This is a genomic window from Isoptericola sp. NPDC056573 (genome assembly GCF_042793335.1).
In the GTDB taxonomy this organism is placed as follows: Bacteria; Actinomycetota; Actinomycetes; order Actinomycetales; family Cellulomonadaceae; genus Isoptericola.
In genome coordinates, this window is record NZ_JBHTUY010000004.1 from 304,716 (window position 1) to 326,238 (window position 21,523).

Consider the following 21,523-nt stretch of genomic DNA (forward strand, 5'->3'; position numbering starts at 1 on the left):
CCGCCGTCCCCACCACCTCAGCGGGCGCGCAGCTCCTTGCGCAGGATCTTCCCCGCCGCGGACTTCGGGACCGCGTCGACGAACTCCACGACCCGCACCTTCTTGTACGGGGCGACGTGCTCGGCGACGAAGGCCTGCACGTCGCCGCCGTCGAGCCTGCTGCCCTCGGCCCGCACGACGAACGCCTTCGGCACCTCCCCCGACTCCGGGTCCGGCACACCGATCACGGCTGCGTCCGCGATCTCGGGGTGCGTGAGCAGCAGCGCCTCCAGCTCGGCGGGCGCCACCTGGTAGCCCTTGTGCTTGATGAGCTCCTTGAGGCGGTCGACCACCGTGAACGCGCCGTCCGCGTCGACCGTCACGATGTCGCCGGTGTGCAGGAAGCCGTCGGGCTCGAGCGTGTCCCGGGTGGCCTGCTCGTCGGCGAGGTAGCCGACCATGACGTTCGGACCGGAGCACAGCAGCTCGCCGGGCGCGCTGACACCGACCTCGGGCAGCGCGATCGCCTCGCCCGTCGCCGGGTCGACGACCTTGGCCAGCATGTTGGGCACCAGCAGGCCGACGGTGCCCGGGGAGATGTCGGTGCGGTCGACGGGCACGACGTGCGAGACCGGCGACATCTCGGACATCCCGTACCCCTGCAGCACCCGGGCGCCCGGCAGGCGGCGGCCCACCGCCTCGGCCAGGTGCTCGTCGAACGGGGCCGCCCCCGACATGAGGATCCGCACGCTGGACAGGTCCCGGCCGGCGGCCGCCGGGTGCTTGGCGAGCGCCAGCGCGATGGGCGGTGCGACGAACAGCACGGTGGCCCGGTGCTGCTCGACGACGCGCAGGTATTCGGCGAGGTCGAAGCGGGGCAGCGTGACGAGCGCCGAGCGCTGGTAGATCGCGCCGTTCATGAGCACCGTCATGCCGTAGATGTGGAAGAACGGCAGGACCGCGGGGACGACGTCGTCAGGTGCGAGGGGCAGGTACGCCTCCGTCTGCACCACGTTCGCCACGAGGTTGCGGTGGGTCAGCATCACGCCCTTCGGCAGCCCCGTCGTGCCGGACGAGTAGGGCAGGACGGCGAGGTGCGTGCGGGGGTCGAACGCGACGTCGGGCGCGGCGTGGCCGCCCGCGAGGAGCTCCCCGAGCGACGGGTGGCCGTCCGCGCCGTCGAGCACGACGACGTCGGCGGCCGCCATCCCTACGGCGTCGGCGCCGGCCTCGGCCGCCGGCAGCAGGGCCGAGACGGTCACGAGCGCCCTCGCCCCGGACGACCCGAGCTGTTTGGCGACCTCGCGCCCCGACGCGAGCGCGTTGATCGTGGTCACCGTGATGCCGGCCCGCAGCAGCCCGTGGAAGACGGCGACGAAGGCGGGCACGTTGGGGCTGTGCAGGGCCACCACGTCCCCGAGGCCCAGGCCCCGGGCGGCGAACGCCCCGGCGATCGCCTCCACGCGGTCGCGCAGCTCCCCGTAGGTGATCCTGGCGCCGCTCGGGCCGTCGACCAGCGCGACCCGGTCGACGTCCGCGGCGGCGAGGGACGCGAAGAGGAAGTCGTAGAGGCTGACGTCGGGGATCTCGACGTCGGCGTGCGGGCTGCGGATGACGGAACGGTCGGTGCTGCTGGCGTCGGTGCTGATGTCGGCGCTGCGGCCGACGGCGGTGTCGGCGCTGGTCTCGGACATGGCGGTCCCTTCGTGCGGCACGGTCCTCGTCGACCGTGTGCACGGGAGCGTAGCGCCGGGAACCGATGGCGCGGGAGCGTCGTTGGGGCGATCGTGGACATCACGAACGACTCGAACGCCATCGCGGCGCCCCCGGCCGAGGATCAGGCCGCGCCCGCCGACGACCCCAGTCATAGTCCGGGCTCCCCGCAGCCCTCGACTCCTGCCGACCCTGAGGCGGTGCGCCCCCGGTGACCGCCGTCCTCTCCCTCCTCCTCGGCATCCTGGTGATCCTCGTGATCACGGCGGCGACGGCCTACTTCGTCGCCCAGGAGTTCGCCTACATGACCGTGGACCGCTCCCGGCTCGCCGCCCGCGCGGAGGCCGGTGACGCGACCGCGAAGCGCGCCCTCGCCGTCACGCGCCGCACGTCCTTCGTCCTCTCGGGCGCCCAGCTCGGCATCACCGTGACCGGCCTGCTGGTCGGCTACGTCGCCGAGCCCCTGGTGGGCGACGCGCTGGGCACGATGCTCGGCGGCGTCGGCGTCCCGACCGGGGTCGGCGTGGCCGTCGGCACGGTGGCGGCGCTCGCCGTCTCGACGCTGGTGCAGATGCTGTTCGGCGAGCTGTTCCCGAAGAACCTCGCCATCGCCCGGCCGGAGCCCACGGCCCTGCGCCTGGCCGGCTCGACGACGGCGTACCTCACGGTCCTCGGCTGGCTCATCGCGATCTTCGACAAGGCGTCGAACGCGCTGCTGCGCGTGCTGAAGATCGAGCCGGTGCACGACGTCGAGCACTCCGCCACCGCCCGCGACCTCGAGCACATCGTGGCCGACTCGCGCGAGAGCGGCGACCTCCCCGACGACCTGTCGGTGCTGATCGACCGCATCCTCGACTTCCCGCAGCACGACGTCGAGCACGCCATGATCCCGCGCTCGCGCGTCGGCACCGTCGACCCTGCCCTCACCGTGGGCGAGCTGCGCACGCTCATGTCCGGCGGCCACTCCCGCTACCCGGTGGTGGACGCCGAGGACCGCGCGCTCGGCGTCGTCCAGCTCACCGACCTGCTGCGCACCGGCCTCGACGACGCCGCTCCCGTCACCGACCTCATGCGGCCGGTCACCGTGCTGCCCACCCTCATGGCGCTGCCGGACGCCCTCACCGAGCTGACGCGCACCCGCAACCAGCTCGCCGTCGTCGTCGACGAGTACGGCGGCCTCGCGGGCGTGCTCACCCTCGAGGACCTCGCCGAGGAGCTCGTCGGCGAGATCACCGACGAGCACGACCCGGACCTGCCGGTCACCGTGGCGCACGAGGACGACGGCGCCTGGGTGATGGGCGGCGACGTCCACCTGGACGAGGCGGAGCGCGCCATCGGGCACGACCTGCCGCGCGGCGACCACGAGACGGTCGCCGGGCTGCTCATCGCGCAGACGGGCGCGCTGCCCCGCGCGGGAGACGCGGTGAGGGTCGACCTCCCGCCGGACCCGGCGGACCTCGTGCACGACGAACCCCGCCGCCGATGGCTCGAGGTCGACGTGATCTCGGTCGAGCGGCACGTGCCCCACCTGGTGCGCGTGCGGCTGTTCGAGGGCACCGCGGAGGGCACGGTCGAGCCCGCCCCGGACGCCACGCCCGACCTCGCGAAGGAGGACGACCGATGAGCAACCCCTGGGTCGTCGTCGTCGCGACCGTCGTCATCATCGCGCTCAGCGCGTTCTTCGTGGCCGTGGAGTTCGCCCTGCTCGGGGCGCGCCGCCACCGGCTGGAGGACGCCGCCCCGCGCAGCCGGTCCGCCCGGGCCGCGCTGCGCAGCTCGTCCGAGCTCACGCTGCTGCTCGCCGGGTCGCAGCTCGGCATCACCGCCTGCACCCTGGCGCTCGGCGCCGTGACCAAGCCGGCGGTCCACCACTGGCTCACGCCGCTGTTCGCGGCGTGGGGCGCGCCGTACTGGGTGGCCGACGTCGCGGGATTCGTGCTCGCGCTGATCCTCGTGACGTTCCTGCACCTCGTGGTGGGCGAGATGGCGCCCAAGTCGTGGGCCATCGCGCACCCGGAGGCGTCCGCGACGCTCCTCGCCCTGCCGATGCGGGCGTTCATGTGGGTCACCCGGCCCGTGCTGCGCTGGCTCAACGCGCTGGCCAACCAGTGCCTGCGTGCCGTCGGCGTGGAGCCGGTGGACCACATCGAGGCGGGTCACGACCCGGCCACCCTGCGGCACCTCGTGGAGCACTCCGTGAACGTCGGCGCGCTCGACGCCACGTACTCCACGCAGATCGCCGGGGCGCTCGAGCTCGAGACCCTCACCGTCGACGCGCTGGTGCCGGAGGGGGCACGCCCCACCTCTGTCGCCGCGGACGCCACGGCCTCCGACGTGCGCGCCGCGTCCGTGGCGTCCGGCCACCTGCGCATCCTGCTGCGCGACGGCGGTGCCGAGGGTGAGGTGGCCGGTGTCGTGCACGTGCGCGACACCCTGCTGCTCGACGACGGCGCCCCCGTGGCACCCGTGGCGCGCGCGCCGTTCGTGCTCGACGCCGCGACCACCGTGCACGCGGCGATCTCGCTGCTGCGCGAGGCGGGAGAGCAGCTCGCGCTGGTGCGACGCGACGGGCGCACGCTCGGCGTCGTCACGCTGGCGGACGTGCTGCACCGTTTGCTGCCGCAGGGACAGGAGGCGACGGCGGACGTCTGAGCCATGGCGCGGCGTACGGTGAGGTCATGCCTGTGACCTCGCCGGACGCCGCGCCGTCGTCCTTCCCCTCGCCGCTCTCCGCCCCGCGCCAGATCCTCACCGACGAGCTGCTGGAGACGATCCGCGGCCGTGCGGCGGCGTACGACCGCGAGAACGCGTTCTTCGCCGACGACCTCGCCGACCTCAAGGCGGCGGGGTACCTGCAGGCGATGGTCCCGCAGCACCTGGGGGGCGCCGGCCTGACCCTGCGCGAGGCCGCGCGCGAGCAGGCCCGGCTCGCCGGCGCGGCGCCCGCCACGGCCCTGGCGGTGAACATGCACCACGTGTGGGTGGGCGTCGCCCGGTTCCTGCACGAGCGCGGCGACTCCTCCCTCGACTGGCTGCTCGAGGAGACGGCGCACGGCGAGGTCTTCGGCTTCGGCTACTCCGAGGCGGGCAACGACCTGGTGCTGCTCGGCTCGCGCACCGAGGCCCGCCCCGACGGCGACGGCGGGTACTCCTTCCACGGCACGAAGATCTTCACGTCCAACTCCCCCGGCTGGACGCGTCTCGGTGTCATGGGCCTGGACGACGCGACCGACCCCGACGACCCGCGCATCGTGCACGCGTTCGTCACCCGTGACGGCGGCGGCTTCGAGATCAAGGACGACTGGGACACGCTCGGCATGCGGGCGTCGCAGTCCTGCACCACCGTGCTCGACGGCGCCCACGCCCCCGCCGACCGCGTGCTGCGGCGCATCGCGCCCGGCCCCAGCCTCGACCCGTACGTGCTGGGGATCTTCACCAGCTTCGAGATCCTGCTCGCGAGCGTCTACCTGGGGATCGCCGACCGCGCGCTGGCGCTCGCCGTCGAGACGGTCGGGAAGCGGCGCTCGATGAAGACCGGCAAGGCGTACTCGCAGGACCCGGACATCCGCTGGCGCATCGGCACCGCCGCCCTCGCGCTGGACGGCCTGTGGCCGCAGCTCGACCTCGTGGCGGGGGAGGTCGACGCCCAGGTCGACGTGCGGTCCGGGTCAGGTGCCGGCTTCTTCCGCTCGACGGCGGGGCTCAAGGTGCGCGTGACGGAGACGGCCCGCCAGGTGGTGGACGAGGCGATCCGTTGCTCCGGCGGGTCCACGTACTTCAACCGCTCCGAGCTCGGCCGGCTCTACCGCGACGTGCTCGCCGGCATCTTCCACCCGTCCGACGACGAGTCCGCCCACTCGACCGTCGCGCAGGCCGTGCTCGGCCCCCTCGAGGACTGACGACCGCCCCGAGGACTGACGACCACCCCGAGACGGTTCAGGCGGAGGCGCCGTCCAGCCGGGCGAGCTCGTCGGGGGTGAGCTCCAGCGTCATCGAGCGCAGCAGGGCGCCGAGCTGGCCCGTGTGCCGGGCGCTGGCGATGGGCGCGACGACGGTCGGCTGCGCACGCAGCCAGGCCAGCGCGACGGACGCGACGGGCACGTCGTGGGCGGCGGCGACGTCGTCGAGCGCGGCCAGCACGCGCCGCCCGCGGTCGTCGAGGTAGCGCGCGGCGCCCTGGGCACGGGGGCTGTCGGGCGCCTCGCCGTCGCGGTAGGTGCCGGCGAGGAAGCCGGAGGCGAGCGCGTAGTACGGCAGCACCCCGAGCGCGTGGCGCTCGGCGGCCTGGCGCAGCCCGTCCTCGAAGCCGCGCTCCACGAGGTTGTAGTGCGGCTGCAGGGCCACGGGACGGTGCAGGCCCGCCGCGTCGACGGCGGCGAACCACTCGTCGATCCGCCCCGGCGTGTAGTTGGAGACGCCGATCTCGCGCACGAGGCCGTCGTCGACGAGGGCGGAGAACGCCGCCGCCGTCTCCTCGATCGGGGTGTCGGCGTCGTCGAAGTGGGCGTAGTACAGGTCGATGCGGTCGGTGCCCAGGCGCTTCAGCGACGCCTCCGCCGCGGCCCGGACGTTCGCCGCCGCCAGCCCGCGGAACTGCGGGTGCGCGGAGACCTTGGTCGCGACCAGCACGTCGTCGCGCCGGCCCGTGCGCGCGAGCCAGCGGCCGATCGTCGCCTCGCTCTCGCCCCCGGAGTTGCCCGGCACCCAGGCGGAGTACCCGTCGGCGGTGTCGAGCATGCGCCCGCCGGCGTCGGCGAACGCGTCGAGGACCGCGAAGGACGCGGCGTCGTCAGCCGTCCAGCCGAACACGTTGCCGCCGAGCACCAACGGCGCTCCGGCGAGGTCGAGGGAGCCGAGCGCGAGGCCGGCCGGGGCAGAGTTCGTCGCCTGGGTCACAGTACGCACAAGGACGGCGGGCCCCGCGGCATTCCCGGACCGCTACGATCCCGCGTCATGACGCTGCGCAGGGGCACGGTCGCCCGGTACGCCGTCGGGTCCGTCGGCACCGGCGGGTTCGCGACGCTCCCCGGCCTGGTGCTGGTCTTCTACCTCACGGACACCCTCGGCGTCGCGGCCGGGCTCGCCGGTCTGCTCGTCACCGCGGCGAAGGTGTGGGACGTCGTCATCGACCCGCTGATCGGCGCGGCCAGCGACCGCGAGCGCGCCCGCACCGGGCGCCGCCGGCGCCTCATGGTCGTGGGCGGCCTCGCCCTGCCGGTGTTCTTCACCCTGACGTTCGCCGTGCCGGCCGGCCTCGCCCCGGCGGGAGCGGCGACCTGGGTGCTCCTCGCCTTCCTCGCGGCGGCGACGGCGTTCAGCCTGTTCCAGGTGCCGTACATCGCCCTGCCCGCCGAGCTCGCCGGCACCTACGACGCCCGCACGCGCCTGCTCACCGCGCGGGTCGTGGTGCTCACCGCCGCGATCCTGCTGTTCGGCGGCGGCGGGCCCGCGCTGCGGGGCCTCGGGGGCGACGACGAGCGGCTCGGGTACCTGCTGATGGCGGTGGCCGCGTCGCTGGTGCTCGGGGCGGCGCTGCTCGTGGCGTCGACGGTCGAGCGCTCCGCGGGGCCGCCCGCCCCGCCCCGACCGGTCCCGGCACGTGCCCGGCTCGCCGCGCACTACCGCGAGGGGCTCGGGCTGCTGCGCTCGAGCCGCCCGTTCCGCACGCTGCTCGGCGCGTTCGTGCTGCAGGCGCTCGCCACCGGCGCCATGCTCGCGGGCGCCCAGTACGTCGCGACCTGGGTGCTGGACGACACGGCCGCGGTGACGTTCCTGTTCGTCGCCCTCGTGGGGCCGGCGCTCGTCGTGACGCCCGCGTGGGGCGTGCTCGCCCGTCGCACCGGCAAGGAGCGCGCGTTCCGGCTGGCTTCGGTGCTGTTCGCCGTCGCGGCGCTCGCGCTGCTGCCCCTCGCCTGGGCGCCCGGCGCCTGGGTGTACGCACCCGTGGCCCTCGCCGGCGCGGCGTACGCGGGCATGCAGTCGCTGCCGATGGCGATGCTGCCCGACGTCATCGCGCACGACGCCCGCGTGACGCGGACCGACCGTGCCGGCGCGTTCGGCGGCATCTGGACCGCGGGCGAGACCACCGGCATGGCCCTCGGCACCACCCTGCTGACCGTGGTGCTCGCCGTCACCGGCTACGTGGAGTCCACCGGCGCTCAGGCCGTCGACCAGCCGCCCGCCGCCGTGCTCGGCATCGTCGCGTCGTTCAGCCTCCTGCCCGCGCTGCTCGTGGTCGCCAGCCTCGTGCCCCTCGGCCGCTACCCGTTGCGCCGGCGCGACATCGACGCGCACGACAGCACGCCCGACCCCACCCGGGCCGACGCCCCCTCTCCCCGTCCCCAGGAGGCCCCGTGAACCGCCCCGCCCTGCCCGCCGACGCGCGCGACGATCCGTTCGACCTGGCCCAGGACCCCGCCGCCGTGCTCGCGGCGCTGGCCGCCCTGCGCCACCGCGACGCGCCCACCCACGGCGGCCGGGTGCTCAGCTACGTGTACGACCCGGGCGTCCCCGAGCTGGACGCGCTCGCCGGCGACGCGGCGCGCGCGATGCAGCCCGTCAACGGCCTCGACCCCACGACGTTCGGCTCGGTGGCCGCCCTGGAGCGCGACGTCGTCGCGTTCGCGCGCGACCTGCTCGGCGGCGACGCGGACACCGTCGGCAGCGTGACGAGCGGCGGCACGGAGAGCTGCCTGCTCGCGGTGCAGTCCGCGCGGGACACCTGGCTCGCCGCCCGCCGTCTGCGGCCGGGCGAGGCACGCCCCCGGCTCGTCGCCCCGGTCACGGTGCACGCCGCGTTCCACAAGGCCGCCCATCTCTACGGGCTGGAGCTCGACCTCGTGCCCGTCGCCGCCGACGGCCCGACGGCGGGCGCCGTCGACGCCGCGACCCTCGGCGCGCGCCTGACCGGCGGCCCCGCGGGCGCGGCCGACGTCGCGCTCGTCGTCGTCTCCGCGCCGTCCTACCCGCACGCCGCCGCCGACCCGGTGGCCGACGTCGCCGCGCTCGCCGCCGACCACGGCGTGCCGCTGCACGTGGACGCGTGCATCGGCGGCTTCGCCCTGCCCTTCTGGCCCGGGCTGCCCGCCTGGGACCTGCGCGTGCCCGGCGTGACCAGCGTGAGCGCCGACCTGCACAAGTACGCGTTCGCCCCCAAGGGCGCGTCCGTGCTGCTGCACCGCGACCGCGACCGCCAGCGGGCGCAGTACTTCGCCACCACCCGGTGGCCCGGCTACCCCGTCGTGAACCCGACGCTGCTGGGCTCACGCTCGGGCGGCCCGCTCGCCGCCGCGTGGGCGATCCTCCAGGCTCTCGGCACGGACGGGCTCGCGACGCTCGCCGGCCGCGCCCGGCGTGCCACCCTCGCGCTGCGCGACGCCGTCGACGGACCGGCCGGGATCGACGGGCTGCGCGTCGTCGGCTCGCCCGTCGGCCCGCTGCTGGCCGTGGCCGCCGACGCCGCGGTGCCCGCGGACCGGCGCGTCGACCCGCACGTGTGGGCCGACGCCGTGGCGCGCCGCGGCTGGGTCCTCCAGGCGCAGCCCGGCCTCGACCAGGCCGACGGCACGCGGCTGCCGCACACCACGCACCTCACCGTCACCCCCGTCACCGAGGGCGTGCTGGACGAGCTGGTGCCGGTGCTGCACGCCGCCGCCGACGAGGTGCGCGGGCGGCCGCGGCCCGACGCCGGCGCGCTGCTCGGCGCCCTCCCGCCCCTCGACCCCACCGCGACCCTCGACTCCGCGACGGCCGCGGCGCTCCTGGGCGGGATCGGGCTGGGCGCGGTCGGCGGCGACCCCGACGCGGCGCCGGGCGTCGGGCCCATGGCGCCGCTGCTCGCGCTCGTCGAGGCGCTGCCCGCGCCGCTGGTCGAGCGGCTGCTGGTCGAGCTGCTGGCCCGCCTCGTCGAGCCGCGCGCCGCCGTCTGACCTGAGTTGTCAGGACGAGCGCGCGGTATGCCGTGCGCTCATCCTGACAACTCGCGTGACTCAGGGCCGTCAGGGCGCGCGCCGGGTCTACCGCGCGCTCGTCCTGACAGGTCGGTGGGACGGCGCGCCGCCGGCCTCGCGCGCCGTCGTACCCTGCGGCCATGACGCACGACCCGCACGGACCGCAGGTGCCGCTGTCCCCCGCCACCCTCGCCGTCACGGCCGGCCGGCCGCCCCGCGTCCAGGGCGGGCCGGTGAACCCGCCGGTCGTGCTGAGCTCCACCTACGTCAACCAGGGCGTGACCGGCCCCGGCGAGCTGCTGTACACGCGGATGGACACCGAGACGTGGCACCCGTTCGAGGACGCCCTCGCCGCGCTGGAGGGCGCCCCGCACGGCGTCGTGTTCGGCTCGGGCATGGCGGCCGTGATCGCGGCCGTCGGCGACGTGCCCGACGGCGGCGCGGTCGTGGTGCCGCGGCACGCCTACCAGGTGTCGCTGGGCTACCTCGACGACCTCGCGGCGCGGCACGGAGTCGACGTGCGCCGCGTCGACATCGCCGACACCGCGCAGGTGGTTGCGGCGCTCGACGGCGCCGACGTGCTCCTCGCCGAGTCGCCGACCAACCCCATGCTCGAGGTCGCGGACCTGCCCGCGATCCTCACGGCCGCGCGCGAGCGCGGCGTGCGCACCGTCGTCGACAACACGTTCGCGACGCCGCTCGGCCAGCGCCCGCTGGACCTCGGCGCGGACGTCGTCGTGCACTCGGTGACCAAGTACCTGGCGGGCCACTCCGACGTCGTGCTCGGCGCCGCCGTCACCCGCGACGACGAGATCGCCGCCGGCCTGCGCGCGTACCGGACGCTGCACGGCGCCATCCCCGGACCGATGGAGGTGTGGCTGGCGCTGCGCGGCCTGCGGACGCTGCACCTGCGCGTGGAGCGGGCGAGCGCGTCGGCGGCGGAGCTCGCCCGACGCCTCGCGGCGCACCCCGGCGTGGCCGAGGTGCGGCACCCGTCGCTGCCCGGCGACCCCGGCCACGAGCGCGCCGCCGGCCTCATGAACGGCTTCGGCGCGATCCTCGGCGTCCGCCCGCACGGCGGCCCCGCCGCCGCCGACGCCGTGGTCGCCGCCGTGCGGCTCTGGGTGCCCGCCACGTCGCTCGGCGGCGTCGAGTCCACGCTGGAACGGCGGCGGCGGTTCGCGACCGAGTCCCCGACCGTGCCCGAGGACCTGCTGCGCCTGTCCGTGGGCGTCGAGGACGTCGAGGACCTCTGGGCGGACCTCGACCAGGCCCTGCGCTCCGGCGCCGGCCGCGGCTGACCGCGCCCGGGTCGGGCCGGCGCCCTCAGGCGACCGGCGACCGCAGCTCCCCGGCGAGCAGGCGTCCGCGCAGGTCCGCCAGGTCGGCGGCGTACAGGTCGAACGCGTCGTCGTCCCGCGGGGCGTCGCCCTGCGGCCGCGGCACGTAGGCGGTGCGCATCCCCGCGGCGGCCCCGGCACGCAGGTCCCAGGCGTGCGCGGCGACCAGCACGGGCGGCCCCGCCGTCCCTGTCGGCGCGGGCGCCGGCACGGCAGCGGCGACCGCCGCGGCGTAGACCTCCGGTGCCGGCTTGTAGGTGCCCGCGTCCTGGGCCGACAGCGCCCGGTGCCACGCCAGGCCGGCGTCCGCGCGCAGCGCGGCGAGCGTGCGGCGGTCCGCGTTGGACAGGCCGAGCACGGTGAAGTCCCGTGCCAGCGCTGCCACGCCCGCCACGGAGTCGGGCCAGGGACGCAGCCGCTGCGCGGCGGTCGCGAGGCGGGCGACGACGGGTGCCGGCAGCGCGCCCTCGGCGGCCAGTCCGGCGAGGACCTCGCGGTCCAGGTCACCGCTCGGCACGAAGTCCCGACGCCCCGCGACCACCTCCCGCTCCCGGTCGGCGACCCGACCGAGCCACGTCGCGACGACGTCGCGCGCGGCCCCCGCGTCGAGCCCCGCGCCCCGCACCTCGGCCTCCAGGCTCCCCGCCTGGTCGACCAGCGTGCCGAGGACGTCGAACACCAGGACGGGCCGGGGACCGGGAGTCATGGCGCCACCGTACGGGCGCGGTCCGACGACCGCCCTGCGGAGGTCGGGCGGGGAGCGTTCCCCGCCGTCAGGCGTCGACGCCCTCGGACTTCTGGGGGCGGGCGAGCAGGCCGCGGGCCATCTCCTCCACCGGGAGGCCCTCGTAGAGCACCGCGACGACGCCGGCGGTGATCGGCATGTCGACGCCGTGCTTGGCGGCGAGGTCGAGCACGGAGCGGCAGGACTTGGCGCCCTCCGCCGTGGTGCCGGTGGCCGCGACCGCCTCCTCCAGCGTCATGCCCTCGCCGATGTGGCGGCCGAGGGTGTTGTTGCGCGACAGCGGCGAGGTGCACGTCGCCACCAGGTCGCCCATGCCCGCCAGGCCCGCGAAGGTCGCGGCGTCGGCCCCGAGCTCGAGGCCGAGGCGCGTGATCTCGACCAGGCCGCGCGTGATGACGGTCGCGACCGTGTTCGAGCCGAAGCCGCGGCCCTGCGCCATGCCGACGGCCAGCGCGACGACGTTCTTCACCGCGCCGCACAGCTCCACGCCGACCACGTCGTCGTTGGTGTACGGGCGGAAGTAGGCGTTCGAGCAGGCCTCGGCGACGAACCGCCCCGCCGACTCGTCGGAGCACGCCACCACGGTCGCCGTGGGCTGGCGACGGGCGATCTCGGCCGCGAGGTTCGGTCCCGAGACGACCGCCACGCGCGAGAGCGGCACGTCGAGCGCCTCGACGATGACCTGGCTCATGCGCTCGTCCGTGCCGAGCTCCACGCCCTTCATCAGGGAGACGATCACGGCGTCGGGCTCGACGAGATCGCGCAGGCCGGTGAGCGTGGCGCGCGACACCTGCGACGGCACCGCCACGACGACGATCTGCGCGCCGGCCAGCGCCGCGGCGGCGTCGGTGGTGCCCGTCATCGCGGGCAGCTCGATGCCGGGCAGGTACTTGCCGTTGGTGCGCCGGGTCGTGACCTCGTCGGCGACGGCCGCGTCCCGGCCCCACAGCCGGACGTCGCAGCCCGCGTCGGCGAGGACCATCGCGAAGGTCGTCCCCCAGGACCCCGAGCCCAGGACGGCGACACGGGTCGGCGCCGACAGGTTCCCGGACGGGGGTGCGGTGGTCGGGTTCGTCATGGGCGCTCCACGGGCGGGTAGACGGTCTGCTTGCGTTCGTACTCGGGGTGCTTGCGCAGGTCGAAGCGGGTGGGCGGGGCCGTCTCGCCGCGGATCTCGGCGAGCTGCACGGTGATCGCGTCCATGACGCGGTTGGTGGCCTCGCGCAGGCTCTGCGTGTCGATCGGCCGGTCGTACAGGTCGGACAGGTCCACGGGCGGGCCGGCGACGATCGTCACGGGCTTGCGCGGGAACGGCCGCAGCAGGCGCCCGTACCGCGGCAGGATCTTGTGGGCGCCCCACTGGGCGACGGGCACGACCGGCAGGCGGCTGGCCAGCGCCAGCCGTGCCAGCCCGGTCTTGCCCTCCATCGGCCACAGGTCGGGGTCCCGCGTGAGCGTGCCCTCGGGCAGGATCGCCACGCAGGCGCCGCTGCCGAGCTGGTTGCCCGCGTCCTCGAGCGACCGGGCGGCCGCGGACGTGCCGCGGTCCACCGGGATCATCCGCGTCGCCCGCAGCACGGACCCGACCACCGGTGCGGTGAACAGGCCGCGCTTCGCGAGGATCCGCGGCTCGAACCCCTTGTCGAAGAGGTAGTGCGCCAGCGTCAGCGCGTCGTACTCGGTGACGTGGTTGGCGGCGGCGATGAACCCGCCCTCGCGGGGCAGGTTCTCCTCGCCGCCGTCCCAGTCGTAGCGGACCATCGAGAACAGCAGCGGCCGCACGATGCGCGCGACGAGGCGGTAACCACGGGAGTCAGGACGGGCGATCGGCACGGGGCCAGAGCCTACCTCCCGGCCTCGGTGGTCGAGGCGCCTCAGCCGCGGGAGACGTCGGCGCCGAGCGCGACGAGCTTGTCCTGGAACGACTCGTACCCACGGTCGATCAGGCTGATCCCCCGCACCGTGGAGGTCCCCTTGGCCGTGAGCGCCGCGATCAGGTGGGAGAACCCGCCCCGCAGGTCCGGCACCACGATGTCCGCCGCGGACAGCGGCGTCGGGCCGGAGATCACGGCGGAGTGGTGGAAGTTGCGCTGCCCGAACCGGCAGTCACGGCCACCCAGGCACTCCTTGTAGACCTGGATCGTCGCGCCCATCTTCCGCAGCGCGTCGGTGAACCCGAACCGGTTCTCGTACACCGTCTCGTGCACGATCGACAGGCCCTTGGCCTGCGTGAGGGCCACGACGAGCGGCTGCTGCCAGTCCGTCATGAACCCCGGGTGCACGTCCGTCTCGAGCACGATGGAGTCCAGGTCCCCGCCCGGGTGCCAGAACCGGATCCCGTCCTCCTGCACGTCGAACCGGCCGCCCACCTTCCGGAACGTGTTGAGGAAGGTCATCATCTCCGGCTGCGTGGCGCCCTTGATCGTCACGTCGCCGCCGGTGGCCAGGGCCGCCGACGCCCACGACGCCGTCTCGATCCGGTCGCTCAGCGCCGTGTGCGAGTACCCCTCGAGGCGGTCGACGCCCTCGATCCGGATCACCCGGTCGGTGTCCACCGAGATGATCGCGCCCATCTTCTGCAGCACCGCGATCAGGTCCATGATCTCGGGCTCGATCGCCGCACCGGTCAGCTCCGTGATGCCCTCGGCACGCACCGCCGTCAGCAGCAGCTGCTCCGTGGCGCCCACCGACGGGTACGGCAGCGAGATCTTCGTGCCCTGCAGCCGGCGCGGGGCGCGCAGCTGGATGCCGTTGGGCATCTTGTCCACCACGGCGCCGAACTGGCGCAGGATGTCCAGGTGGTAGTTGATCGGCCGGTCGCCGATCCGGCAGCCGCCCAGGTCGGGGATGAACGCCTCACCCAACCGGTGCAGCAGCGGCCCGCAGAACAGGATCGGGATGCGGCTCGAGCCCGCGTGCGCGTCGATGTCCGCCACGTGCGCCGACTCCACGTTCGACGGGTCGAGGTCGAGGATCCCGGCGTCCGGGTCCGACTTCACCGTCACCCCGTGCAGCTCGAGCAAGCCCGTGACCACGCCCACGTCACGGATCTGCGGCACGTTGCGCAGGACGCTCGCCGACTCGCCCAGCAGCGACGCCACCATCGCCTTGGAGACGAAGTTCTTCGCCCCCCGCACCGTGATCGTGCCCTCGAGAGGGGTCCCGCCGTTGACGTGCAGCAGATCGTTCATGTCGTCGTGTTCGTCCCGTCGTTACGGATGCAGTGGTCCCGGGACGTGGTCGATGCCGTCGTCCCAGCGCGCCGTCGATCCTGCCTCGCCCGGCACGGTGGTGCCAACACGCGCCCCGGCGGGCTTATTCACGTTCACCACACCTTCACGCGGCGGGCACCGGCACGCAGCGGGACGCGATTCATATCTTGAGACAACTGTTCATGATACGGGATGGCGGTCGTACGGTCGTCGACCATGACCACCTCCGTCACGTCGGGTGCCACGAGCGCGCCGACGCCGGCCGTCAACTCGCGCGGCCGCGTCGTCGTCGCGTCGCTCATCGGCACCTCCATCGAGTTCTACGACTTCTACGCGTACGCCACCGCGGCCACGCTCGTCTTCCCCGCGCTGTTCTTCCCGAACCAGGACGGCACGACGGCGCTGCTCGCGTCGTTCGCCGCGTTCGGCGCGGCGTTCGTCGCCCGGCCGGTCGGGTCGGTCCTCTTCGGCCACTTCGGCGACCGGATCGGCCGCAAGCGCACGCTCGTCGCGTCGCTCCTGACCATGGGCATCGCGACCGTGGTCATCGGTCTCATCCCCAGCGCCTCGACGCCGGGCTGGACCGTGCTCGCCCCCACCGTCCTCGTGCTCTGCCGCTTCTGCCAGGGCCTGGGCCTCGGTGGCGAGTGGAGCGGCGCCGCGCTGCTGGCCACGGAGAACGCCCCCGCCGGAAAGCGCGCCATCTGGGGCACGTTCCCCCAGCTCGGCGCCCCGATCGGGTTCATCCTGGCCAACCTCGTGTTCATCGGGCTCTCCACGTCGCTCAGCGACGCGCAGTTCCAGAGCTGGGGCTGGCGCGTGCCGTTCCTCGCCAGCGCCGTCCTCGTGATCGTCGGCCTGTGGGTGCGCCTCAAGCTCATCGAGACGCCGGCCTTCCAGAAGGTCGTCGAGGCCGACGCCGTCGCGAAGGTCCCGGTCGCCGCCGTCTTCCGCACCTCGTGGCGCAAGATCGTCTCCGGCACGTTCATCATGCTGGCGACCTACGTGCTCTTCTACCTGATGACCACGTTCACGCTGACGTACGGCACCACCCCCGCGTCTGACGTGCCGCCCGGCCTCGGCTACGCGAAGGTCGACTTCCTGTGGATGCTGATCATCGGCGTGGTGTTCTTCGGCATCTTCACGCTGGTGTCCGGCCCGCTCGCGGAGCGGTTCGGCCGCCGCGGCCACCTCCTCGTCGTCACGGCCGCGATCGCCGTCTTCGGCCTGCTCTTCGTGCCGCTGTTCGGCGGCGGCACGACGGGCGTCATGGCGCTCCTCATCCTCGGCTTCACGCTCATGGGGCTGACGTTCGGCCCGATGGCCGCCATGCTGCCCGAGCTGTTCCCGGGGAACGTCCGGTACACGGGCTCCGCCATCGCGTACAACGTGTCGTCGATCCTCGGTGCCGCAGTCGCGCCGTTCATCGCGGTCTGGCTGTGGGGCATCACGGACTCGCCGGTGCTGGTCGGCATCTACCTCTCGGTGATGGCCGTCATCACCCTCGTGGCGCTCTTCGTCGAGAAGGACACCACGCACGTCGACTTCACGGACGACGTCGGCGCCTGACGCGCCCGGCACGTGACGACGGCGCCGCTCCTCCGCACGGAGGGGCGGCGCCGTCGTCGTGCGAGGGACCGCGCCCGCCGGTCAGCGCGTCGCGGCGACGGGCTCGCGGTGCTGCACGGGCGACATCGCCGCGGCGCAGAGCACCCCGACGACGAGCACCACGCCCACCAGCAGCAGCGTCTGCGCCGCCGCGTCGGCGAAGCCGGCGAAGAACGCCTGCTGGGCCGCCGCCCCGACCTGCTCGGCGACCGAGGCGGGCACCGAGTCCGGCAGCTGCACGGACCCGACCGCCGTCGTGCCGAGGCTGCCGCTCGCCTGCGAGATGCCGTCGACGAACGCCTGCCGGTACTGCTCGGGCAGCTGCGCGGCGACGTCCTGCGCGGCCGCGGGGACGGTGACGCCGAGGCGCGCCGAGAGGGTCGCGACCACGACGGCGGAGCCGATGACCCCGCCCACCTGCCGGTTGGTGTTGAACGCGCCCGCGCCGGCGCCGGCCGTGCGCGCGTCGAGCCCCGACGTGGCCAGGTTGGACAGCGGGGAGAACGTGAGCCCGGTGCCGACGCCGAACAGCGCCATGGGCCACAGCAGCGCGTACGGCGACAGGTCCGGGTCGAGCACCGCGGCGAGCCACAGCACCGCGCCCGCGATGGCCGCGAACCCGGCCGCGACCACCCACTTGGCCGGCACCCGGTCGGACAGCCGGCCCGCGAACGGCGCGACGACGCCGGACACGAGCGAGCCGGGCATCATCACGAGCGCCGCGTTGATCGGCGTCAGGCCCAGGATCGACTGCAGGAAGATCGTCAGCGGGAAGAAGATGCCGATCATCGCGAACGTGACGACCATGCCGTCCACGTTGGCGAGGGAGAAGTTCCGGGACCGGAACAGGCGCAGCGGCAGCAGCGCGCGCGCCCCCAGGCGGTGCTGCCACCAGACGAAGACCGCGAGCACGAGGACGCCGAGACCCACCAGCGTCCACACGGAGAACGGCCCCCAGATGTGGCCCCAGTCGAAGTTCTCGCCCTCCTGGAGGCCGAAGACGACGGCCGCGAGGCCCAGCACGGACAGCACCACGCCCAGCGGGTCCATCGTGGTGCCGTGCGACGGGAGGTGCGGCAGCCGCGCGACCGAGAACCACAGCGCCGCGACGCCCACCGGGATGTTGACGTAGAAGATCCACTCCCAGCCGATCGTCTCCACGAAGACGCCGCCGAGCAGCGGGCCGACGAGCGTCGCGACGCCGGCGGTCGCGCCCCACAGGCCCATCGCCGCGCCGCGCTGGGTGGGCGGGAAGACGCGGGTGATCATCGACATGGTCTGCGGCGTCATCATCGCCGCGCCGACCCCCTGGACCACGCGGAAGCCGATGAGCCAGCCGATCTCGGGCTCCGAGCCGATGTTGCCGGAGAACCCGCACAGGAACGAGAAGGTCGTGAACACGATCAGCCCGGCGATGAACACCGACTTCTGCCCGTACCGGTCGCCGAGCCGCCCGGCGAGGAGCATCAGCACCGCGTACGACAGCAGATAGGCGCTGTTGACCCAGCCCACCTCGATGAGGGAGGCGGAGAACTGCTCGGTCAGGGTCGGGATCGCGATGTTCACGATCGTCGTGTCGACCATGATCATGAAGAAGCCGAGGATGAGCGGCGGGAGCACGCTCCACGCGGACCTGCCGTGCAGGTCGACGAGCGGGGTCACCGGGGCGCGCCCGGGAGAGGTGGACATGCGACGAGCGTGGCACGGGCCACCGACGGCCGCGCGCCCGGCAGACCGGCCGGTTCAGCCGCCCGGACGGTCCAGCGCGGACCGCAGCGCGGCGGCGATCTCGCCGGCGGCGGCGAGCTGGTCGTCGGTCAGCGCGTCGACGAACAGGTGCCGCACGGCCCGCAGGTGCGCGACGGACGCCCGGCGGAACGTCGCGGCCCCCTCGTCGGTGAGCGCGACGCCGGCCGCCCGGCTGCCCTGTCGGGCGACCAGGCCGCGCCGTTCCATGCGCCCCACCTGGTGCGACAGGCGGCTGCGCTCCCAGCCGACGGCGTCCGCGAGCGCCGACGACCGCAGGCAGTGGCCGTCGGCGTCGTGCAGGGCGAGCAGCACGGCGTAGTCCGGCGAGGAGAGCCCGGACTCGGCCTGGAGCCGCGCGGACAGGCGCGAGCGCAGCGCGTCCGTGGTCTCGACGAACTCGCGCCATGTGCGCAGCTGGTCGAGCGTCGGCGAGCGCCGCGCGCCGTCCCGGTCCTGGGTCATGCCTGCCTCCGCCGCGGTGGATCGACGCTGGGAATTGACACGTCAATTCCGACGTTACCCCCGGCGACCGACACCGCCACAGGAGGGCACCATGACCACGCTCCAGCTCGGGCTCGACTCGTTCGGTGACCGCCCCGTCGGCGCCGACGGCGAGCTCGTCTCGCACGCCGCCGCGATCCGCCAGGTCGTCGAGGAGGCCGTGCTCGCCGACCAGGTGGGCGTCGACGTCGTCGCCCTCGGCGAGCACCACCGGCCCGAGTACGCGATCTCGACGCCGGAGACCGTGCTCGCGGCGATCGCGTCGCGCACCGAACGCATCCGCCTCGCGTCGGGCGTGACGGTCCTGTCCTCCGACGACCCGGTCCGCGTCTTCCAGCGCTTCGCCACCCTCGACGCCCTCTCGGACGGTCGGGCGGAGGTCATCCTCGGGCGCGGCTCGTTCACCGAGTCGTTCCCGCTCTTCGGCTACGACCTGGCGGACTACGACCTGCTCTTCGAGGAGAAGATCCACCTCTTCACCGAGCTCCTCAAGGAGGAGCCGGTGACCTGGTCCGGCACCACCCGGCCCGCGCTGCGCGACGCCGACGTCTTCCCCAAGACGGAGTCCGGCCACCTGTCGACCTGGGTCGGCGTGGGCGGCTCGCCGCAGTCCGTGGTCCGCGCGGCGCACTACGGCCTGCCGCTGATGCTCGCGATCATCGGGGGCGAGCCGGGCCGGTTCGCGCCGTACGTCGACCTGTACCGGCGCGCGACCGCCCAGCTCGGCACGACGGCGCACCCGGTCGGCATGCACTCCCCCGGGTTCGTCGCCGACACCGACGAGGAGGCCGTCGAGATCTTCTGGCCCCACTACCGCCTGCAGCGCGACCGCATCGGCGCCTCCCGCGGGTGGCCGCCGATCCGCCGCGAGGAGTACGACGCCGAGGTGGCGCACGGCTCGCTGTACATCGGGTCGCCGGAGACCGTGGCCCGCAAGATCGCGGCCGCCGTCACCGAGCTCGGCGTCGGCCGCTTCGACATGATCTACACCACCGGCGCGCAGCCCGCCGAGGCCCGGCTGCGCAACGTGGAGCTGTACGGCACGCAGGTGGTCCCGCGGGTCCGCGAGCTCGTGGCCGAGCACGCCGCGACGCAGGACGCCGCCGAGCCCACCACCGAGCCCACCACCGAGGACGGTGACGGCGCGTGAGCGCCCCGTCGCCGGCGCCCGGCGCGCCCGCCACGATCGGCATCCTCGGCGCGGGGAAGGTCGGGACGGTCCTGGCGCGGCTCGCCGTGGACGCCGGGTACCGCGTGCTCGTCGCGGGCTCGGGCGACCCGGCGAGGATCGCGCTGACGGTGGAGGTGCTCGCCCCGGGGGCGCAAGCCGTCACGGCCCAGGAGGCCGCCGCGAAGTCCGACGTCGTCGTCCTCGCCCTGCCGCTCGGCCGCTACCGCACCGTGCCCGTGGACGCCCTGGCCGGCACGCTCGTCGTCGACGCCATGAACTACTGGTGGGAGGTGGACGGGCACCGGGCCGACCTCAGCGACCCGGCCACCTCGACGAGCGAGCTCGTGCAGGACTTCCTCCCCGCGTCACGGGTCGTGAAGGCGTTCAACCACATGGGCTACCACGACCTGGACGCCGGGGCGCGGCCCGCCGGGGCGCCGGGGCGCCGGGCGATCGCCGTGGCCGGGGACGACGCCGACGACGTGCGGCAGGTCGCCGGACTCGTCGACCGCCTCGGCTTCGACGCGGTCGTCGCCGGACCGTTGGCCGCCGGCGCGCGCCTCCAGCCCGGCACCCCGGCGTTCGGCGCGAACCTGCCCCACGACGAGCTGCGCGCGCTGGTCTCCCCCGCCGCCTGACGCCGCCCCGGGCGCCTGGCGGCGGCGGCCCCTATGCTGGTCGGCAGGGCGGCGCGTCCCGCCCGACCCCCGGACCGGCGCTCGCGCCGCCGGGACCGTGCGAGCGGTGGGGGCAGAGGGGACCTCGAGTGCTCGACGCGGTCAGGACACCGTGTTCACCGGTGCCTGCCGGCGGGCGCGAGCCGCGGGTGGCGCACCGAGCGAGCACGCAGGAGTCCTCATGACCACGCAGGAGTCGTTCAAGAAGCGCGTCCGTGCGCGCATGGCCACCACCGGCGAGAAGTACGGCGCCGCGCGCCGCACCCTCCTCGCCCAGGCCGCCCCGCCCTCCGCCGCCGGGACCCGCGCCTGGGTCTCGGAGCCCGACCTCTCCGACGACACGATCCGCGAGAGCACGGGCCGCGGGTGGGACGAGTGGGTCGCGCTCGTGGACGCCGGGCCCGGCCGCGGCGCCGGGCACACCGCCGTCGCCGCCTGGCTCGTCGACGCGCACGGCGTGTCGGGCTGGTGGGCGCAGTCCGTCACCGTCGGCTACGAGCGCATCACCGGCCTGCGCGTGCCGGGCCAGCGGCCCGACGGCACGTTCTCGGTCAGCCGCTCGCGGCTGACCGACGTCGACCGCGACGCGCTGCGGGCGCTGCTCGACGACGAGGCCGGCCGCGCCGACCTGGTACCCGGCCTCACGCTCGCACCCCGGTCCCGGCCGGGCGTGAAGAGCCCGCGGTTCGGCGTGTCCGACGGCGACGGCGAGCACGGCGTCGCGATGTTCTCGCTGGATCCGGCCGGCTCCCGGCTGCGGCTCACCGTGACCCACGAGCGGCTCGGCTCCGCGGCCAAGGCCGAGCTGTGGAAGGCGCACTGGGCCGACTGGCTGGCGGCGCTCGACGACGCCTGACGGCCACCCGACCGGAGCCCGAC

At 74.6% G+C, this 21,523-nt stretch carries 18 protein-coding genes; 10 read left to right on the top strand and 8 right to left on the bottom strand.

The genetic code is table 11. The features are described 5' to 3' along the window. Nucleotides 1–17: 17 nt before the first annotated feature. Nucleotides 18–1,673, bottom strand: a complete 1,656-nt coding sequence (locus ACFQ8E_RS08915) for an AMP-binding protein (protein ID WP_430550209.1) — start codon at nt 1,671–1,673, stop codon at nt 18–20. 230 nt (nt 1,674–1,903) lie between these two features. Between ACFQ8E_RS08915 and ACFQ8E_RS08920 the strand changes: the two genes are divergently transcribed. Genes ACFQ8E_RS08920 through ACFQ8E_RS08930 form a run of 3 tightly spaced genes read left to right on the top strand, consistent with a single transcriptional unit; the run spans nt 1,904 to nt 5,591 of the window. Continuing rightward, the gene (locus ACFQ8E_RS08920; RefSeq protein ID WP_430550210.1) at nt 1,904–3,316 is read left to right on the top strand and encodes a hemolysin family protein; all 1,413 of its coding nucleotides are present in this window, start codon (nt 1,904–1,906) and stop codon (nt 3,314–3,316) included. Further along, nucleotides 3,313–4,344 (top strand): CNNM domain-containing protein, encoded by a 1,032-nt coding sequence (locus tag ACFQ8E_RS08925; RefSeq protein ID WP_430550211.1) that lies wholly within the window; start codon nt 3,313–3,315, stop codon nt 4,342–4,344. Before ACFQ8E_RS08920 ends, ACFQ8E_RS08925 begins: the two co-directional genes overlap by 4 nt. Before the next feature lie 26 nt (nt 4,345–4,370). Next, nucleotides 4,371–5,591, top strand: coding sequence for an acyl-CoA dehydrogenase family protein (locus ACFQ8E_RS08930; RefSeq protein ID WP_430550212.1), 1,221 nt, complete (start codon nt 4,371–4,373; stop codon nt 5,589–5,591). 37 nt (nt 5,592–5,628) lie between these two features. On the opposite strand, the gene ACFQ8E_RS08935 is transcribed toward ACFQ8E_RS08930, so the two are convergent. After that, nucleotides 5,629–6,588, bottom strand: a complete 960-nt coding sequence (locus ACFQ8E_RS08935) for an aldo/keto reductase (protein WP_430550213.1) — start codon at nt 6,586–6,588, stop codon at nt 5,629–5,631. A 57-nt stretch (nt 6,589–6,645) separates the two neighbouring features. Here ACFQ8E_RS08935 and ACFQ8E_RS08940 point away from each other — a divergent pair, with 57 nt between their 5' ends. The 3 genes from ACFQ8E_RS08940 (at nt 6,646) to ACFQ8E_RS08950 (ending at nt 10,942) form a co-directional block, all read left to right on the top strand. Then, a complete protein-coding gene (locus ACFQ8E_RS08940; RefSeq protein ID WP_430550214.1) occupies nt 6,646–8,049 on the top strand; it encodes an MFS transporter in 1,404 nt (467 codons plus the stop codon). Then, a complete protein-coding gene (locus ACFQ8E_RS08945) occupies nt 8,046–9,620 on the top strand; it encodes a pyridoxal phosphate-dependent decarboxylase family protein (protein ID WP_430550215.1) in 1,575 nt (524 codons plus the stop codon). The genes ACFQ8E_RS08940 and ACFQ8E_RS08945 overlap by 4 nt, the downstream gene beginning before the upstream one ends. 161 nt (nt 9,621–9,781) lie before the next feature. Beyond that, nucleotides 9,782–10,942 carry a trans-sulfuration enzyme family protein gene (locus ACFQ8E_RS08950; protein ID WP_430550216.1) on the top strand — a complete coding sequence of 387 codons (1,161 nt, stop codon included), beginning with the start codon at nt 9,782–9,784 and terminating at the stop codon, nt 10,940–10,942. Between the two features lie 25 nt (nt 10,943–10,967). Here ACFQ8E_RS08950 and ACFQ8E_RS08955 read toward each other — a convergent pair whose 3' ends face one another. The 4 genes from ACFQ8E_RS08955 to murA form a co-directional block, all read right to left on the bottom strand. Continuing rightward, nucleotides 10,968–11,687 (bottom strand): HAD-IA family hydrolase, encoded by a 720-nt coding sequence (locus ACFQ8E_RS08955; RefSeq protein ID WP_430550217.1) that lies wholly within the window; start codon nt 11,685–11,687, stop codon nt 10,968–10,970. Nucleotides 11,688–11,754: 67 nt separating this feature from the next. Continuing rightward, entirely contained in the window at nt 11,755–12,804 is a 1,050-nt protein-coding gene (locus ACFQ8E_RS08960; RefSeq protein ID WP_430550218.1) for an NAD(P)H-dependent glycerol-3-phosphate dehydrogenase, read from the bottom strand. Next, entirely contained in the window at nt 12,801–13,559 is a 759-nt protein-coding gene (locus ACFQ8E_RS08965) for a lysophospholipid acyltransferase family protein (protein ID WP_430550219.1), read from the bottom strand. The genes ACFQ8E_RS08960 and ACFQ8E_RS08965 overlap by 4 nt, the downstream gene beginning before the upstream one ends. 41 nt (nt 13,560–13,600) lie before the next feature. Next, complete coding sequence (gene murA, locus ACFQ8E_RS08970; RefSeq protein ID WP_430550220.1) at nt 13,601–14,917, bottom strand: UDP-N-acetylglucosamine 1-carboxyvinyltransferase; 1,317 nt, start codon at nt 14,915–14,917, stop codon at nt 13,601–13,603. Between the two features lie 237 nt (nt 14,918–15,154). On the opposite strand from murA, the gene ACFQ8E_RS08975 reads away from it, so the two are divergent. Continuing rightward, nucleotides 15,155–16,507, top strand: coding sequence for an MFS transporter (locus ACFQ8E_RS08975; protein WP_430550221.1), 1,353 nt, complete (start codon nt 15,155–15,157; stop codon nt 16,505–16,507). An 81-nt stretch (nt 16,508–16,588) separates the two neighbouring features. Here the strand turns inward: ACFQ8E_RS08975 and ACFQ8E_RS08980 are convergent, their stop codons facing one another. Next, nucleotides 16,589–18,235, bottom strand: a complete 1,647-nt coding sequence (locus ACFQ8E_RS08980; protein ID WP_430550222.1) for a DHA2 family efflux MFS transporter permease subunit — start codon at nt 18,233–18,235, stop codon at nt 16,589–16,591. A gap of 54 nt (nt 18,236–18,289) precedes the next feature. Next, a complete protein-coding gene (locus tag ACFQ8E_RS08985) occupies nt 18,290–18,757 on the bottom strand; it encodes a MarR family winged helix-turn-helix transcriptional regulator (RefSeq protein ID WP_430550223.1) in 468 nt (155 codons plus the stop codon). Nucleotides 18,758–18,848: 91 nt separating this feature from the next. Between ACFQ8E_RS08985 and ACFQ8E_RS08990 the strand changes: the two genes are divergently transcribed. The 3 genes from ACFQ8E_RS08990 (at nt 18,849) to ACFQ8E_RS09000 (ending at nt 21,500) form a co-directional block, all read left to right on the top strand. After that, on the top strand, nt 18,849–19,946 hold the full coding sequence (locus ACFQ8E_RS08990) for an LLM class flavin-dependent oxidoreductase (RefSeq protein WP_430550224.1): 1,098 nt from the start codon (nt 18,849–18,851) through the stop codon (nt 19,944–19,946). Further along, nucleotides 19,943–20,605 carry an NADPH-dependent F420 reductase gene (locus ACFQ8E_RS08995; RefSeq protein ID WP_430550225.1) on the top strand — a complete coding sequence of 221 codons (663 nt, stop codon included), beginning with the start codon at nt 19,943–19,945 and terminating at the stop codon, nt 20,603–20,605. Before ACFQ8E_RS08990 ends, ACFQ8E_RS08995 begins: the two co-directional genes overlap by 4 nt. A 220-nt stretch (nt 20,606–20,825) precedes the next feature. Next, nucleotides 20,826–21,500 carry a DUF4287 domain-containing protein gene (locus ACFQ8E_RS09000; RefSeq protein ID WP_430550226.1) on the top strand — a complete coding sequence of 225 codons (675 nt, stop codon included), beginning with the start codon at nt 20,826–20,828 and terminating at the stop codon, nt 21,498–21,500. Nucleotides 21,501–21,523: the final 23 nt, after the last annotated feature.